This window comes from Nonomuraea sp. NPDC059007 (assembly GCF_042740555.1).
In the GTDB taxonomy this organism is placed as follows: domain Bacteria; phylum Actinomycetota; class Actinomycetes; order Streptosporangiales; family Streptosporangiaceae; genus Nonomuraea.
The window spans coordinates 397,669-413,210 of record NZ_JBHYJD010000002.1; the positions used below are offsets into that span (position 1 = coordinate 397,669).

The 15,542-nt window shown below is 70.2% G+C and carries 13 protein-coding genes; 8 read left to right on the forward strand and 5 right to left on the reverse strand.

Translation table 11 applies throughout. The features are described 5' to 3' along the window. Positions 1-7 precede the first annotated feature (7 nt). The 3 genes from ACFWY5_RS04730 to ACFWY5_RS04740 are packed head-to-tail and all read left to right on the forward strand — an operon-like array spanning position 8 to position 3,921. On the forward strand, positions 8-1,498 hold the full coding sequence (locus ACFWY5_RS04730) for a succinic semialdehyde dehydrogenase (protein WP_379614391.1): 1,491 nt from the start codon (positions 8-10) through the stop codon (positions 1,496-1,498). Continuing rightward, positions 1,495-3,177 (forward strand): FAD-dependent oxidoreductase, encoded by a 1,683-nt coding sequence (locus ACFWY5_RS04735; RefSeq protein ID WP_379630529.1) that lies wholly within the window; start codon positions 1,495-1,497, stop codon positions 3,175-3,177. Before ACFWY5_RS04730 ends, ACFWY5_RS04735 begins: the two co-directional genes overlap by 4 nt. A 6-nt stretch (positions 3,178-3,183) precedes the next feature. Then, entirely contained in the window at positions 3,184-3,921 is a 738-nt protein-coding gene (locus ACFWY5_RS04740) for an MBL fold metallo-hydrolase (RefSeq protein ID WP_379630530.1), read from the forward strand. Here ACFWY5_RS04740 and ACFWY5_RS04745 read toward each other — a convergent pair. From ACFWY5_RS04745 to ACFWY5_RS04755, 3 genes are all read right to left on the reverse strand, one after another. After that, a complete protein-coding gene (locus tag ACFWY5_RS04745) occupies positions 3,905-5,395 on the reverse strand; it encodes a DUF885 family protein (protein ID WP_379630531.1) in 1,491 nt (496 codons plus the stop codon). The genes ACFWY5_RS04740 and ACFWY5_RS04745 overlap by 17 nt on opposite strands. A gap of 10 nt (positions 5,396-5,405) precedes the next feature. Beyond that, positions 5,406-6,659 carry an MFS transporter gene (locus ACFWY5_RS04750; protein ID WP_379630532.1) on the reverse strand — a complete coding sequence of 418 codons (1,254 nt, stop codon included), beginning with the start codon at positions 6,657-6,659 and terminating at the stop codon, positions 5,406-5,408. Between the two features lie 98 nt (positions 6,660-6,757). Further along, on the reverse strand, positions 6,758-7,747 hold the full coding sequence (locus tag ACFWY5_RS04755) for a LacI family DNA-binding transcriptional regulator (protein ID WP_379630533.1): 990 nt from the start codon (positions 7,745-7,747) through the stop codon (positions 6,758-6,760). A gap of 68 nt (positions 7,748-7,815) precedes the next feature. Here ACFWY5_RS04755 and ACFWY5_RS04760 point away from each other — a divergent pair, with 68 nt between their 5' ends. Then, positions 7,816-8,514 carry an alpha/beta fold hydrolase gene (locus ACFWY5_RS04760; RefSeq protein ID WP_379630534.1) on the forward strand — a complete coding sequence of 233 codons (699 nt, stop codon included), beginning with the start codon at positions 7,816-7,818 and terminating at the stop codon, positions 8,512-8,514. A gap of 240 nt (positions 8,515-8,754) precedes the next feature. Here ACFWY5_RS04760 and ACFWY5_RS04765 read toward each other — a convergent pair whose 3' ends face one another. Then, positions 8,755-10,083: a pyridoxal phosphate-dependent decarboxylase family protein gene (locus ACFWY5_RS04765; protein WP_379630535.1), complete on the reverse strand. Its 1,329-nt coding sequence runs from the start codon at positions 10,081-10,083 to the stop codon at positions 8,755-8,757. A 91-nt stretch (positions 10,084-10,174) separates the two neighbouring features. On the opposite strand from ACFWY5_RS04765, the gene ACFWY5_RS04770 reads away from it, so the two are divergent. The 4 genes from ACFWY5_RS04770 (at position 10,175) to guaA (ending at position 13,914) form a co-directional block, all read left to right on the forward strand. Further along, on the forward strand, positions 10,175-10,663 hold the full coding sequence (locus ACFWY5_RS04770) for an Lrp/AsnC family transcriptional regulator (RefSeq protein WP_379630536.1): 489 nt from the start codon (positions 10,175-10,177) through the stop codon (positions 10,661-10,663). 11 nt (positions 10,664-10,674) lie between these two features. Further along, entirely contained in the window at positions 10,675-11,415 is a 741-nt protein-coding gene (locus tag ACFWY5_RS04775) for an N-acetyltransferase (protein ID WP_379630537.1), read from the forward strand. A 39-nt stretch (positions 11,416-11,454) separates the two neighbouring features. Next, on the forward strand, positions 11,455-12,285 hold the full coding sequence (locus ACFWY5_RS04780; protein WP_379614371.1) for an SDR family NAD(P)-dependent oxidoreductase: 831 nt from the start codon (positions 11,455-11,457) through the stop codon (positions 12,283-12,285). An 81-nt stretch (positions 12,286-12,366) separates the two neighbouring features. Further along, a complete protein-coding gene (gene guaA, locus ACFWY5_RS04785) occupies positions 12,367-13,914 on the forward strand; it encodes a glutamine-hydrolyzing GMP synthase (RefSeq protein ID WP_379614369.1) in 1,548 nt (515 codons plus the stop codon). 596 nt (positions 13,915-14,510) lie between these two features. Here the strand turns inward: guaA and ACFWY5_RS04790 are convergent. After that, positions 14,511-15,304 (reverse strand): IS5 family transposase gene (locus tag ACFWY5_RS04790; RefSeq protein WP_379630597.1). Its coding sequence is split into 2 segments (ribosomal slippage): positions 14,511-14,965 and positions 14,965-15,304, totalling 795 coding nucleotides; the frame shifts between segments, so codons are not numbered across the junction. Positions 15,305-15,542: the final 238 nt, after the last annotated feature.

A 15,542-nucleotide genomic window follows, 5' to 3' on the forward strand; every position in this document is an offset into this window, starting at 1 on the left:
TTCGGTCATGCATGTGACCCGGCAGATCACCGCCCCTTTCACCGGCGAGCAGATCGCCGAACTTCCCATCTCCGACGGCGACCACGTACGCGCCGCCTACGAGAAGGCGAGGCAGGCGCAGACGGCGTGGGCCGCGCTGCCGGTCGCCGAGCGCGCCCGCCCGTTCCTGCGCCTGCACGACGAGATACTCAACCGCCGCGACGAGATCCTCGACATCGTCCAGAACGAGACGGGCAAGGCCAGGAAGCACGCGTTCGAGGAGGTCCTCGACGTGGCCGGCTGCGCGCTGCACTACGCCCGCCGCGCCGCCCGCCTGCTGGCGCCCAAGAGCCGCAAGGGCATCTTCCCCGTGGCCACCCAGGTCACCGAGCTGCGCCAGCCCAAGGGCGTCGTCGCCCTGATCACCCCGTGGAACTACCCGCTCTCGCTGGGCGTGACCGATGCCGTCCCGGCGCTGCTGGCCGGCAACGCGCTCGTCCACAAGCCCGACACCCAGACCGCGCTGTCCACGCTGTGGACCGTCGACCTGCTGGCCGAGCTCGGCATGCCGCGCGAGATCTGGCAGATCGTGCTCGGCGAGCCGGCCGACATCGGCGACGCGTTGCTCGACGGCGCCGACTACGTGGCGTTCACCGGCTCCACCCGCGGTGGCCGCAAGATCGCCGAGGAGGCGGCCAAGCGGCTCATCGGCTGCTCGCTGGAGCTCGGCGGCAAGAACCCCATGATCGTGCTCGACGACGCCGACCTCGACGTGGCCGCGCACGGCGCGGTCCGCGCCTGCTTCACCAACGCGGGCCAGCTCTGCCTGTCGATCGAACGCCTCTACGTGCACGAGTCGCGCTTCGACGACTTCGCCGGGCGCTTCGCCAAGCAGACCAAGAACCTCAAGCTCGGCGCCGGCTTCGACTGGTCGGTCCAGATGGGCTCGCTCACCTCCCGCCGCCAGCTCGACACGGTCAGCGCGCACGTGGACGACGCGATCGTCAAGGGCGCGACCCTCCTGGCCGGCGGCAGGGCCCGTCCCGACCTGGGCCCGTTCTTCTACGAGCCGACCATCCTCACCGGCGTCAGCGAGAAGATGGAGCTGTGCGCCAACGAGACCTTCGGCCCCGTCGTCGCCCTCTACCCGTTCACGAGTGACGAGCACGCCGTGGCCCTGGCCAACGACACCGTCTACGGGCTCAACGCGTCCGTCTGGACCCGCGACCTGGCCAGGGGCCGATCGGTCGCCGCCCGGCTGAAGGCCGGCACGGTCAACATCAACGAGGGCTACGCCTCCGCGTACGCCTCCTACGACGCGCCCATGGGCGGCATGAAGACCTCCGGCCTCGGCCGCAGGCACGGCGCCGAGGGCCTGCTGCGCTACACCGAGGCGCAGACCGTGGCCTCCCAGAGCACGCTGCTGGGTTTCGAGGCGCCCTTCGGCCTCGGCAACGACACCTGGGCCGAGATCATGGCCACCGCGCTCAAGACCATGCGGAGGCTGCGGCTCAAATGAGCGACTTCGACGTCCTGGTCATCGGCTCCGGCTTCGGCGGCAGCGTCTCGGCGCTGCGGCTCACCGAGAAGGGCTACACGGTCGGCGTGCTGGAGGCGGGCCGCCGCTTCACCGCTGCCACGCTGCCCAAGACCTCCTGGCGGGTACGCGACTTCCTGTGGGCGCCGTGGCTCGGGCTCAAGGGCATCCAGCGCATCCACGTACTCGGCGGCGACCGGGGCAACCGCGTGATGGTGCTGGCCGGGGCGGGGGTGGGCGGCGGTTCGCTGGTCTACGCCAACACCCTCTACGAGCCGCTCGGCCCTTTCTTCGCCGACGCGCAGTGGGCCGGCATCACCGACTGGAAGGCCGAGCTCGCGCCCCACTACGACCAGGCCAAGCGGATGCTCGGCGTCGTCGTCAATCCGACCACGACCCGCGCCGACGAGATCATGAAGAAGGTCGCCGCCCGGATGGGCGTGGCCGACACCTTCCATCTCGCCCCCGTCGGCGTCTACTTCGGCGAGGACGGCGTCGACCCCTATTTCGGCGGCGCCGGCCCCGCGCGCAACGGCTGCGTGGAGTGCGGCGAGTGCATGACCGGCTGCCGCCACGGCGCCAAGAACATGCTCACCGAGAACTACCTCCACCTCGCCGAGAAGGCCGGGGCCCGGGTCTACCCGGAGTGCACGGTCACCTCCGTCCGTCCGCGCCCCTCCGGCGGTTACGTGGTGGAGGTCCGCAAGACGGGTTCCGTACGGCTCCGCCGTACCTTCACCGCCCGGCAGGTGATCTTCGCGGCCGGTACCTATGGCACCCAGCGGTTGCTTCACAAGCTGCGCGACAACGGCGCGCTGCCCCGGATCTCCGCCCGGCTCGGTGTGCTGACCAGGACGAACTCCGAGGCGCTGCTCGGCTTCGAACGCCTGGCCGCGCACGGCGAGAAGCTCAACGGCGGCGTGGCCATCACCTCCTCGATCCACCCCGACGCCGAGACGCACATCGAGCCGGTGCGCTACGGCAACGGTTCCAACGCCATGGCGCTGCTGCGCACGCTGCTCGTGGACGGCGGCCAGAACCGGTGGCGGGTCTTCGGCCGTGAGCTGGCCGCGCAGCCGCTCAAGGCGCTGCGCCTGCTCAACCTGCGGCGCTGGTCGGAGCGGAGCCTCATCGCCCTGGTCATGCAGGCCAAGGACAACTCGATCTCGGTGACCCGCACCCGCTGGGGGCTGCGCGCCGCGCCGGGACACGGCGAGCCGAACCCCACGTGGATCCCCGCGGGCCACGACGCGGTACGCCACGCGGCCGAGGAGATCGGCGGCCTGCCCGGCGGCTCCTGGCTGGACCTGTTCGACATCCCGGCCACCGCGCACTTCCTGGGCGGCTGCGCGATCGGCACCTCGGCCGAGCACGGTGTGATCGACGCCTACCACCGCCTGTACGGCCACGAGGGGCTGCACGTGATCGACGGCTCCGCCATCTCCGCCAACCCGGGCGTCAACCCGTCGCTGACCATCACCGCCCAGGCCGAGCGGGCGATCGCGCTCTGGCCGAACGCCGGTGAGCCGGACGCCAGGCCGCCTTTGGGCGCGCCGTACACGCGGCTGGAGCCCGTCGCGCCGCGCGCTCCCGCGGTGCCCGCCACCGCCCCGGCCGCGCTGCGCCTGTACGGAATATCCAGGCGGCCCGGCATGTCGTAACGCGGTATGCGGATCCAATACGTGGGCGGCCCGACCGCCATTCTGGAGATCGGCGGGCTGCGCCTGCTGACCGATCCGACCTTCGACCCGCCCGGCCACTATCCCGTCGGTAGCGGGCTGACCAAGACAGACGGTCCCGGCGTGGCGGTCGCGGAGATCGGCGCGATCGACGCCGTCCTGCTCTCCCACGATCAGCATCCCGACAATCTCGACACCTCCGGACGCGAGCTGCTCGCGTCGGCGCCGCTCGTGCTGTCCACGCCGAGCGCCGCCACGCGGATCGCCGCCCAGGCGCTGCCCAACTGGAGCGAGGTGGAGCTGGGGCCGCTGACGATCACCGGCGTGCCCGCCCAGCACGGGCCCGACGGCACCGAGCACCTGGTCGGCGAGGTCACCGGGTTCGTACTCAGGGGCGACGGCCTGCCCACCGTCTACGTCAGCGGCGACAACGCCTCACTCGACGTCGTACGAGAGATCGCCGGGCGGATCGGCGAGGTGGACGTGGCGGTGCTGTTCGCCGGAGCCGCGCGCACCCCGCTCATCCCCGACGCCGACCTCACCCTCGGCAGCCGCGACGCCGCCGAGGCCGCCCGCATCCTGGGCGCGAAGCACGTGGTGCCGCTGCACTTCGAGCACTGGGCGCACTTCTCGCAGGGGCGGGCGACGCTGGCCGGGGCGTTCGCGGACGTGGACGGCGTGCAAGTGCTCGCCCCCGGAGAGTGGGCCGTCACAGGATCGTCTTGAGCAGCCCCAGCGGCGGCGAACCGAGGTCGAGCATGGCCTTGTGGAAGCGCTGCAGCGTGAAGGCCGGGCCCCACTCCTTGCGCGCCTGCTCGCGCAGGTCGAGGATGAGCAGCTTGCCCCACGTGTAGCGGCCGTAGGTGGGATCGAAGGACGCGCGGCGGGCCTCCGACAGCGCGGCGGGCCCGGACAGGTGGGTGTCGGCGGCGAAGCGGCGGGCACCCTCCTCCACCGTCATCTGCCCGGTGTGCACGCCGATCGCGCAGGCCAGCCGGGTCACCCGTACCAGAGCCTCCAGCCAGACGCCGATCTCGAAGCGCGGGTCACCGGCCTCGAAACCCTCCTCGACGCAGACCTCCTCGACGTAGTGGGCCCAGCCCTCGGCGAACGCCATCGACTGCAGCAGCCTGCGCACGTCGCCCTTCGCATGACGCAGCGCCCGGCCGTGGGAGAAGTGGCCGGGCGCGACCTCGTGCACGTTGATCGCGGGCAGCGTGGTGTGGCTGAACACCTCCAGCCACTCCTCCTGCTCCTCGACCGGCCACGAGGCGTCGGGCGGGGTGATGTAGTACCAGCTCGGGCCCTCGGGCTCGCCGGGGGAGTTCCAGCACATCATCGCCATCGCCCAGCGGCGCGACTCGGGCGCGAGGCCGACCAGGCACTCGCCGTCGTGGTAGGGCACGAGGTCCTTCTCGCGGGTGAACGCGATGGCCTTCTCGGTGCCGATCCTGGCGGCCTCGATGACGCCGTCGGCGCCGGGGTGCTGCCTGACCAGCTCGCGGGCGACGTCCAGCGGGCTGCCGTTCCCGCCCAGCTTGGCGACGGCCTCGGCCAGCAGCGTGTGGAGGCGGTCGCGCTCGGCGTCGGCGCGCTCGGCCAGCCGTCCCAGGTCGACGTCGATGCCCTCGGTGCTGCCCATCAGCCGGGCCAGCGCGGGTCCACCCAGCGAGGCGTCGGGGTCGCCGACGGCGGCGGCACGCTCGACGTGCGCGACCAGCAGCCGGTGGGCGTCGAGCGCGGCCGCGTCGGTGACGCCCGCGGCCAGGCCCTTGACCGCTCCGGCCAGCGCGGTGGCGACCGGGGCGCTGACCTGGTCGAGCGCGGCGATCGCGCCATGAACCGCCGCCGGCCACTCCGCCAGGTGAGCGGCCCTGGCGGCGGCGCGTTCCGCCTCCGGGGCGTAGTCGCGGTCGTAGCAGGCCAGGTCGAGGTTGGACAGGTGCGGCAGCGGGTTGCGGCGATGGAGCTCAAGCTCGCCGAACTGCACGCGCAGCCCGGTCTCGAAGACCGCGAGGTGTTCGGCGTCGTAGGGGTCGTCGGGCGGCGTGCCCTCGCCCAGGCGGGCCAGGCCGGACCGGACGCCCTCGGGGGAGAGGTCCTGAATCCGGCCGTCGTACTCGTGCCTGCCGCCCATCTCGCGGGCCTCGGCCATGATCAGATCGGTGACAGCGCGGAGCCGGGGATCGAGTTCGGTCATGAACTCGACGCTAACGCACACCCTTGATCTTCAGTACGGCCAGCGAGGCGATCAGCGAGACCACGATCCCGACCAGGAAGAGGGTGGTGTAGCCGCCCATGGTCACCAGGAAGGCGGCGAGGGCGGGGGCGGCGATCTGCGGGCCGGCGTTGGCGATGTTGAGCACGCCCATGTCCTTGCCGACCTCTTCCTTGTTCGGCAGCACCTTGGTCACCAAGGCCATGTCCACGGCCATGAAGATGCCGAAGGCGACGCCGTGCAGGACGTTGTAGACGAGCATGCCCTCGAAGGACGGCATGAGCAGCGGGATGCCCAGCGTGATCGCCGAGGCCAGGCCGGCGATCAGCGCGAACATCCGGAACCTCGCCACCTTGTCCGACAGCGGGCCGATCAGCACCACCGCCAGGAACGTCGCGACCTGGCCGACGAGCATGAGCATGCCCATCTTGGCGACGACCTCGGTCTTCGGGATCTTGATGAAGTCCTCAAGCAGGAAGAGGTTGAAGGTGAAGATCATCATGTAGCCGAGCATGATCCCGAAGCGCCCGACGAACGCCCACAGGAAGTCCCGGTGGCGCAGCGGCCGCACGAACGCCGCGACGAACTCACCCAGGTTGAACGGCTGGCGCGGCAGTTCCGTGGACGAGCGGTCGGGGCTGGCCAGCACGATGAGCAGGGCCGCGGCGACCAGAACCCCCATGACCACGTAGTACGCGCCGCCGTCGGCCAGTTGCGGCATGCTCATGAACATCAGGGCGGCGGCGATCGTGGCCACCGGCGTGCCGAGGCCGAACAACGCGGAGAAGGTGCCGTAGCGGCGGGCCGGGACCCGGTCGGGCAGGATCGCGGTGATCGCGGCCTGGTAGCCGTTCATGATGAGCTGCACGCCGGCCCAGCTGATGCCGAGCATGAGCACGCTGGCCGCGTTGGCCTGCAGCAGCAGCGCGAGGACGCCGATCGCGACGCAGCCGAGGATCCAGGGGGAGCGGCGGCCGAACCGGGAGCGGGTCCGGTCGGAGATCTGGCCGAAGATGGGGTTGGCGATGGTGGCCATGAGCGGGCCGATCGAGTTGGCCAGCCCGAGCGCGGCCACGTCGTTGGTTCCCGTGATCAGCTGGACGTGGCGGGGCAGCAGGAACGCGCCCACTCCGATCCAGAGGAACATGACCGCGACGTTGGCGAGGGGGAGCGTGAGATAGAGCGGGCCGAGACGGAATCCGCGATCCTCATCTGCCGTGGGGGCTTTGCCCTGAACATGGGTCATCGACCAGGACCTTTCCAGCTGTGGTGATACGTATCACCGATGATTGCTCTGGACTGTAGGTCGCCGGTCCCCGCGTGACAAGACGCGCGGCCAAGTTGTTACGAGCTGGATCTGACGATCAGGCGTGGGCCGTAGATGCTGATGACCGTCCCGGGCTCCGCGGTGCGGTCGCCGCGGACCAGTTCGTCGATGTAGGCGGCCATTCCGGCCGGGGTCGCCGTGGTGTCGAAGTGGACGCTCGTCAGGCGGGGGCGTACCAGGGAGGCGAGCAGCAGATCGTCCGCGCCGACGATCGCCACGTCCTCCGGGACCCGCACGCCGGCGTCCTGCAGCGCGCTCATCAGCAGCAGCGCGTACTCGTCGTTGTAGGCGAAGATGCCGTCGGGCAGGTCGTGCCTGGTGGCGACCGCGCGGGCGGCCTCCTCGGTGAAGGCCAGGTCGATGCGCTCGGCGTCAGGCGCCACCTGGCGTACGCCGCGCAGGCGGCCCATGCCCATGAGGTCGACGCCCTCCTCGCGGGGGACGATCGCGGCCAGCCGACCGCGTCCGCGTTCGGCCAGGTGGCGGGCGGCGCAGGCGCCCACCGCCTCGTGGTCCATGACCACCGCGGGCACCAGCGGGGACGGGCCGTCGGCGAAGCCGATCACCGTCCGCGTGCCCGAGGCGCGCAGCAGGTCCACCGAGGCCTTGGTGAGCCGGTCGGCCTCGACGATGACCGCCGTCGGGCGCAGCCCGGCCCACACCTTGGCCGCCGGGACGCCCTTGAGGTGGCGCTCGCCGTACTGGACGAGGGTGTAGCCGCGCGGCCGGAGCTCCTCGCCGAGGTCGTCGAGCAGATCGCGGACGAGCCCGCCCGTGCGGGCGGGGGACAGCGGGACCAGCACGATGCCGCTGCGGCCGGTGCGCAGGGTGCGGGCGCTGGCGTCGGGCACGTACCCGAGCCGGGCGGCGGCGTCGCGCACGCGCTGCCTGGTCTCCTCGCTCACCCGGGCGTTGGGGTTGTCGTTGAGCACGTAGGAGACGGTGGCCTGCGAGACGCCGGCGGCCCTGGCCACGTCCACGCTGGTCGGCGGTCGGTTTGCGGTCACACTCTTGTCCCGTCCATCGGTCGGATGCTATCAAGCGCTTATACGTATAACTATCCGGCGAGGCGAGTATGAAGCTGCACACGCGCGAATGGGGCACCGGCGACCGGGTCGCCCTGTTGATCCATGGCATCATGGCCGACTCCCGGTGCTGGTGGCGAGTCGGGCCAGCGCTGGCCGAGCGCGGGTACCGGGTCGTCGCCGTCGACCTGCCCGGCCACGGCGCCAGCCCCAGGGCCGAGCACTACACGCCCGAGTCGCTGGCCGCCGCCGTCCTGGAATCGGCCCCGCTACGGCCCGCGCTCGCCATCGGCCACTCGCTCGGCGGCCTCACGCTCGGCGCCGCCGTCGAGCGCCTCATGCCCGGCCGGGCGATCTACTCCGACCCCGCCTTCCGGCTGCCCGTGCTGGAGGGCGGTATCCCGATGACCGACCTGATGGCACAGGCGTCCAACGCGACGGCCGAGGAGATCGCGGCCACGCACCCGGGCTTCTCGGTCGAGGAGGTGTCCGTCGAGGTCGAGATGCTCAAGGGCTGGGACCCGCAGACGGCACTGTCCTTGAGCGGGCTCGCCGGTACGGACTTCACGCCTGGGCCGGTGGTGCCGTCGCTGGTGCAGGTGGCTGATCCGTCGTTTTTGGTGTCACCGGAGTTCCAGGAGGAGCTGGTGGGGAAGGGATTCGAGGTGAGGGTGGTCAAGGGCGCCGAACACACGATCCACCGGCACCTGTTCGAGGACTTCTTGACGGGGTTGGACGGCTGGCTCTGAAACTCCCGGCAGCGCGGAACCCGGAGCCCGCGCTGCCGGGCCCCGCTCCGCCATCCGCACCACGTCGTATCTCCCGGGCCGCACGGTCTCAGCCTCCGCCACCCGCCCACCCCGCTTCCACCGCGCCGCACTTCCCGGGCCGCACGGTCTTTCGGGGAGTCGCCCTCACGTGGCCCTTCCCGTCGCCGGTTCCGGTTTGTGGTCCCGCTCCCGTGGGTCTCACCCCGCTTCGGCTGCCGCTTAGTCCTGCGCGTTGGGTGGGGTTAGGCGGGTGATCTCGTCCAGGAGGTGTTCCAGGTGGCTGTCGTCGGTGGCCGGGTTCATGACGGTGACGCGGAGGTGGCGGATGCCGTTCAGGATGGTTGAGGTCAGGTAGAAGGTGCCGTCGGCCATCATGCGTTCGCGGATCTCGGCCGGGTCGGCCGTGCCGTACCGGAAGCAGACGATGTTGCTTTCCGGCTCGTACGGCAGGGCGAACCCCGGTCGGCGGCGAGCCAGCTCCCAGAAGCGGTGGGCGGTGGCGTAGCGGCCGGCCACGAAGTCGCCGAGGCCGCGCTCGCCCCGCCAGGCGAGGTTCAGGAAGATCTTGAGGCCGAGCTCGGCCTTGGTGCACTCGACGGTCCTGCCGATCAGGTCGAAGCCCTGGTCGCCGTAGAAGATGTAGCTGGCGTCCTGCTGGAAGGCGGCGTCCAGGGCGCCTTCGCGGCGGACCAGGACGGCGGCGGCCAGGGAGGACGTGCGGAGCATTTTGTGGGCGTCCCAGATGAGGGAGTCGGCCAGTTCGACGCCGTCGAGCAGGTGGCGGTGGGCGGGGCTGAGGAGGGCGGAGGCGCCGTGGGCGCCGTCCACGTGGAACCAGATGTCCCGGTCGCGGCACCATTGTCCGACCGCGCGCAGGTCGTCGTGCAGGCCGGTGCTTGTGGCGCAGGCGGACGCCACCAGTGCGATCGGCCGTTGTCCGGATATTTCGGGGAATCGCCCTACGGCCAGGCGGCCCAACTCGTCGGTCGGGAGCTCCACCACCGCCTTCTGGCCCAGGCCCATGATCGAGGCGGCCCGCGAGACCGAGTAGTGCGCCGACGGCGGAGCCAGGATCACCAGGTCGGCGGGGGTACCGCTCGCCCACGCCTCGGGTGCGGCGTGCGCGCGGGCGGCCAGCAGGGCGGTGAGGTTGGCCAGTGAGCCTCCGTGGGTCAGCACGCCGGCGCCGCGCGGGAAGCCGGCCTTCTCCAGCATCCACCGGACCACCTCGAACTCCACCGTGGCCGCCGCCGCGCCCATCTCGTAGATGGCCATGGGGTTGTTCGTGGCGCCGTGGATGAAATCGGCCAGCGCGGCGGGAAAGTCGGGAGAGGCGACCTGATGGGCGAGATAGGCGGGGTGGTGGAGTCGTGTCCCCTCGCTCAGGAAGGCGTGAAGGAAGTCCTGGTACGTCTCCGTGCTCAGCCCGCCCTCCCGGATGAGCTCGGCCAGGCGGAGCTTCCCGGCGATCTCCGCCGGCGGCCGCTGCCGGACCACGGGCACCTGGCCGCGCTGGCTCTCTTCGACGTAGGCGGCGAGTTCACTCACGGTGACGGCGGCAGCTTTGGTAAAAGCCTCAACATCCCACATAACTCGAAATATCCGCGCTCAGCAGGACGTGTGGCTAGATTTACCGAATATGAGGGATCAATCGGGGCATGCAGCCGAACTCGATTCGATCGACCTGGCCATTCTGGCCGAGTTGCAGAACGACGCTCGGCTGCCCAACAAGGACCTGGCCGAAAAGCTCGGCGTGGCACCCTCCACAGCCCTGGAGCGGGTACGCGCGCTGCGCCGCCGTGGCGTGATCACCGCCTTCCGCGCCGACGTCGACATCGCCCGCCTCGGCCGCCCGCTTGAGGCCCTGCTGGCGCTGCGCGTACGCCCGCACACCGCCCAGCTCGCCGACCCGCTGCGCCGGTTCGTCCTGAGCCTGCCGGAGACCATCACGCTGTTCAACGTCGCCGGCCCCGAGGACTTCCTCGTGCACGTGGCGGTCGCCGACGCCACCAGCCTGCACCGGCTCGTCCTGGAGAAGTTCCTGGTCCGGCCGGAGATCGTGCACCTGCAGACAACCTTGATCTTCAAGACCGAAAAACAGGCGGTGCAACGGCCCTCCGAACTGTGAGAATGTCCGCCATGTCCCTCCGGATCACCACGCTGGCCGAGCGTCCCGAGTTCGCCGAGTCGTTGTGGGACATGGACACGGCCTGGCCGGAGTTCATGTTCAACGACCCGATCGCGGACCTCTTCTACGCGGTCGCCACCACCCACTACGCCGAGTACATCCTGGTCGCCGACGACTCCGACGAGCCCGGCCGGATGGTGGCGCGCGGCTGCATGATCCCGTTCAACTCCCGCGACGGCGAACTGCCCGACGACGGCTGGGACGCGGTCATCAGGCGCGGCTGGCTGACCAGGGACAGGGGCACGAAGCCCGACGCCGTCTCCGCCCTGGAGATCACGATCAGAAAGGACCTGCTCGGCGCGGGGCTGTCCCGTCACATGGTCGCCGCGATGCGCGAGCGGGCCGCGCGCCTGGGCTACTCCGAACTGCTCGCGCCGGTCAGGCCCAGCCAGAAGCACCTGGAACCGCGCACCCCCGCCACCGAGTACGCCTTCCGCACCCGCGAGGACGGCCTGCCGTACGACGCCTGGCTGCGCGTGCACGTCCGCGCCGGCGCGACGGTGGAGAAGGTCGCCCACCGCTCGATGACGATCTCCGGCACACTCGGCGAGTGGCGGGATTGGACCGGCCTGCCGTTCGACGCCGAAGGCCCGGTCGAGGTGCCGGGGGCGCTCGTTCCGGTGCACTGCGATGTCACCCACGATCACGCGGTTTACGTCGAACCGAACATCTGGGTGCGCCATTCGCTCTGATAACGTTCTTGGTGCCAAGCGAGCGCTCGGGAGGCTGGCGTGCGGGAACTCTCCGGCAAGGTCGCAGTGGTCACCGGCGCGGCGAGCGGCATCGGTCGCGCCCTCGCCGTCCGCCTGGCCGAAGAGGGCATGAGCCTGATGCTCGCCGACGTCGACCCGGGCGGGCTGGCCGAGACCGCCGCGCTGGCCGGGCGCGGCAGGGTGCTCACGCAGATCACCGACGTCTCCGACGACGCCGCCGTCCAGCACCTGGCCGCGCGCACGTTCGGCGAACTCGGCGCCGTCCACGTGCTGTGCAACAACGCCGGTGTCTTCCAGGGCGGCCACATCTGGAACCGCACCACCGAGGACTTCGCCTGGCTCCTGGGCGTGAACCTCTGGGGAGTGCTCCACGGCATCCAGGCCTTCGTCCCCCGCATGATCGAACAGGACACCGAAGGCCACATCGTCAACACCGTCTCGGTGGCGGGGTTGTTCGCCGCGCCGTACACGGCGGGCTATGCCGTCAGCAAGTACGCGGCGTTCGCCGCGTCGCAGACCCTCGCCCAGGACCTCGCGATCACCGGCTCCAAGCTGAAGGTGACCGCGCTGTGCCCCGGCGCGGTGCGCACCCAGATCAACACCTCCGAGCGGGTACGGCCCGCCGACCTCCTCGTCGGCCGCACCCGCGACGACTACGCCGCCCAGGGCATCATCGACGCCATCATGGAGCGGGGCATCGACCCCGCGGACGTGGCCAGGCAGGTGGTCGAGGCGATCCGCGAGGAGCGTTTCCTCCTGCTGACGCACCCCGAGTACGCCAAGGGGCTGCGTGACCAGCTCGAAGCCCTGCTCGACGGTGCCCTTCCGCCGCTGCCCGGCTACGAGTGACCGCCGCGCCGTCCGCAGCGGGGCGGGGTGTGGGGGCCGATACACTGGGTGTACCGCATTCGCTGTTGGAGGGTCTGTCTCGTGTCTGAGTTCGACACTGTGCTCGTGGTCGACTTCGGTGCGCAGTATGCGCAGCTCATCGCCCGCCGCGTGCGCGAATGCCACGTCTACTCGGAAATCGTCCCCTCGTCGATGCCTGTCGAGGAGATGCTGGCCAAGAAGCCCAAGGCGATCATCCTGTCGGGCGGGCCTTCTTCGGTCTATGCCGACGGGGCGCCGGCCGTACCGGATGGGCTGTTTGAGACGGGTGTGCCGACGTTCGGCATTTGCTATGGCTTCCAGGCGATGGCACGTTCCCTCGGCGGCGACGTCGCCCGCACGGGCGTGGCCGAATACGGCGGCACCGCGCTCGACGTGCTCAGGGAGGGCGTGCTCTTCGCGGGCCTGCCCGACAAGCAGAAGGTGTGGATGTCCCACGGCGACAGCGTGGCCGCCGCGCCCGCCGGCTTCGTGGTGACCGCCTCGACGTCCGAGACCCCCGTCGCCGCGTTCGAGGACACCCTCCGCGGCCTGTACGGCGTGCAGTTCCACCCCGAGGTCCTCCACTCCGAGCACGGGCAGGCGGTGCTCAAGCACTTCCTCGACGCGGCCGGATGCCGTCCGAGCTGGACCATGCTCAACATCGTCGAAGACGCCGTCGAAGCGGTACGCCAGCAGGTCGGCGAGGGCCGCGCCATCTGCGCGCTGTCCGGCGGCGTCGACTCCGCCGTGGCGGCCGCCATCGTGCAGCGCGCCATCGGCGACCGGCTGACCTGCGTCTTCGTTGACCACGGCCTGCTGCGCAAGGGCGAGGCCGAGCAGGTGGAACGCGACTTCGTGGCCGTCACCGGGGTGAAGCTGCGCGTGGTGGACGCCGCCGACCGCTTCCTGAAGGCGCTGGACGGCGTGACCGACCCGGAGGAGAAGCGCAAGATCATCGGCCGCGAGTTCATCCGCGTCTTCGAGGACGAGCAGCGGGCCATCATGGCGGACGGTCCCGTTGACTTCCTGGTGCAGGGGACGCTCTACCCGGACGTGGTCGAGTCGGGCGGCGGCACCGGCACCGCCAACATCAAGTCGCACCACAACGTCGGCGGGCTCCCCGACGACCTGCAGTTCCAGCTCGTGGAGCCGCTGCGGACCCTGTTCAAGGACGAGGTACGGCGGGCGGGCGAAGAGCTCGGACTGCCGTCGGCGATGGTGTGGCGGCAGCCGTTCCCGGGGCCCGGGCTGGGGATCCGGATCATCGGGGCGGTGACCAAGGAGCGGCTGGACCTTCTGCGCGAGGCCGACGCGATCGCCCGCGAAGAGCTGTCGCGGGCTGGGCTGGATCGGGAGATCTGGCAGTGCCCGGTGGTGCTGCTGGCCGACGTACGGTCGGTGGGGGTGCAGGGGGACGGGCGCACCTACGGCCACCCGGTGGTGCTGCGACCGGTCACCTCCGAGGACGCGATGACCGCGGACTGGGCCAAGGTGCCTTACGACGTGCTGTCGCGTATTTCTACCCGGATCACGAACGAGGTCCGCGAGGTCAACCGGGTGGTGGTCGACGTGACCAGCAAGCCCCCGGGCACCATCGAGTGGGAGTAAGGGCCAAAAGCGAGGTGCTCGCGTAGCTCGCGCGCTTGTCCAAAAGCATGGTGCTCGCGTGGCTCGCGCGTCTGGTCAAGGGCGAGGTGCTCGCTGCGCTCGCGCGTTTTCCTGAGGCCCCACCCGTTGCCCAGTTGGGGTGTTGACCGGCTGGACCCCACCCTGGCCAGAGGTGCTCGCTCCGCTCGCCCGCCTTCCTAAGAGGTCCTAACAAAATGATCTAGACCCGTGTCCGGTCGCGACGCCCACTTGCCGCAGGGATCACCTACTGGCGTCGTCTCTTCGGCTGATCTAACGTGACTGGCTATGGTCAGGGCCTGGTGGGTGCTCGGCGTGGTCATGGTGGTAAGCGGCGTTGCGCTCGGCTTCTTCTTCCCCAACCCTTGGGGCTGGGACGGCCACAGTTCACTGACCTGTGGAAGCGCCTTTCTCGGCGATGGCTATCAACCAAGTGACCCCCGGTGCCCAACTCGCCGGTTGCTATCAGGGGGCCTTGCAGCGTTCCTCATCCTTGCAGGCGCGATCCTGGCCTGGACAAACTTCCGAGCACGGCATCGGGCAGTGAGGACTGGCCTCTAGCCCCCTTGGCAGGAAGATCAGCGGACAAGACGTCGCCAGCAGATGATCGCGGCGGCGAGGGCCATGAAGGCCTCGTGGATGTCGTCGCGGATCTCCCAGCGGATGCGCAGGCGGCGGAACCAGTGCAGCAGCGCGATCGTCTGCTCGATTACCCACCGGTGGACGCCCAGGCCGGAGCCGTGTTCGGTACCCCGGCGGGCGATGACCGGCTTGACGCCGGTGGCCCAGACCAGCCGCCGGTACGTGTCGTGGTCGTATCCCCGGTCGGCGTACAGCACCTTGGGGCGTCGGTGGGGTCGGCCGCGCCGCCCGCGCACCGGTGGGATCGACCGCAGCAGCGGCATGACCTGGGTGACGTCGTTGCGGTTGCCGCCGGTCAGGCTGAGGGCCAGGGGGATGCCGTTGCCGTCGGCGATGACGTGGTGCTTGGAGCCCGTCTTGGCGCGGTCGACCGGGCTCGGACCGGTTTTGGGCCGCCCTTCAGCGCTCGGACGTGGGAACTGTCGATCACCGCCTTGGACCAGTCCAGCCGACCGGCGGCGTGCAACTCCGCCAGCAGCAGTTCGTGCAGCTTCTGCCACACCCCGGCGGCATGCCAGTCCCGCAACCGGCGCCAGCAGGTCATCCCCGAACCGAATCCCAGCTCCTGCGGCAGGAACTCCCAGGCGATCCCGGTGTAGAGCACGAACAAGATGCCCGACAGCACCTTGCGGTCGTCAAGACGCCTACGCCCGGGGTGATCAGCCCGGCGGGGCACCACCGGCAACAGCGGCTGGATCCGCGCCCACAACTCATCCGGCACGATCCACAGCGGCTGAGTGCCCTTCTTCACACCGTGATCAATTTCGAGACGATCACCAGTATTCCTAGATCATTTTGTTGGTAGTTCTAAGGCCCCACCCGTTACCCAGCCAAGTGGTTGGGCAGCTGAAGCCCACCCAACCAGCGGAACCCTTCCAGCGGAGGCGGAGGACTGGTTGAAGGGCAACTTCCTCAAGACCGAACTCGAACTCGGTCACTGCCTGCGTCCGCCGGCGAGTGCGACCTCT

What these genes read in the sequence shown, in the direction of transcription:
- ACFWY5_RS04775 (WP_379630537.1), top strand. Translation starts at nt 10,675, where the DNA reads ATGTCCCTCCGGATCACCACGCTGGCCGAGCGTCCCGAGTTCGCCGAG.
- ACFWY5_RS04760 (WP_379630534.1), top strand. Translation starts at nt 7,816, where the DNA reads ATGAAGCTGCACACGCGCGAATGGGGCACCGGCGACCGGGTCGCCCTG.
- ACFWY5_RS04750 (WP_379630532.1), bottom strand. Translation starts at nt 6,659, where the DNA reads ATGACCCATGTTCAGGGCAAAGCCCCCACGGCAGATGAGGATCGCGGA.
- ACFWY5_RS04730 (WP_379614391.1), top strand. Translation starts at nt 8, where the DNA reads ATGCATGTGACCCGGCAGATCACCGCCCCTTTCACCGGCGAGCAGATC.
- ACFWY5_RS04735 (WP_379630529.1), top strand. Translation starts at nt 1,495, where the DNA reads ATGAGCGACTTCGACGTCCTGGTCATCGGCTCCGGCTTCGGCGGCAGC.
- ACFWY5_RS04770 (WP_379630536.1), top strand. Translation starts at nt 10,175, where the DNA reads ATGAGGGATCAATCGGGGCATGCAGCCGAACTCGATTCGATCGACCTG.
- ACFWY5_RS04740 (WP_379630530.1), top strand. Translation starts at nt 3,184, where the DNA reads ATGCGGATCCAATACGTGGGCGGCCCGACCGCCATTCTGGAGATCGGC.
- ACFWY5_RS04745 (WP_379630531.1), bottom strand. Translation starts at nt 5,395, where the DNA reads ATGACCGAACTCGATCCCCGGCTCCGCGCTGTCACCGATCTGATCATG.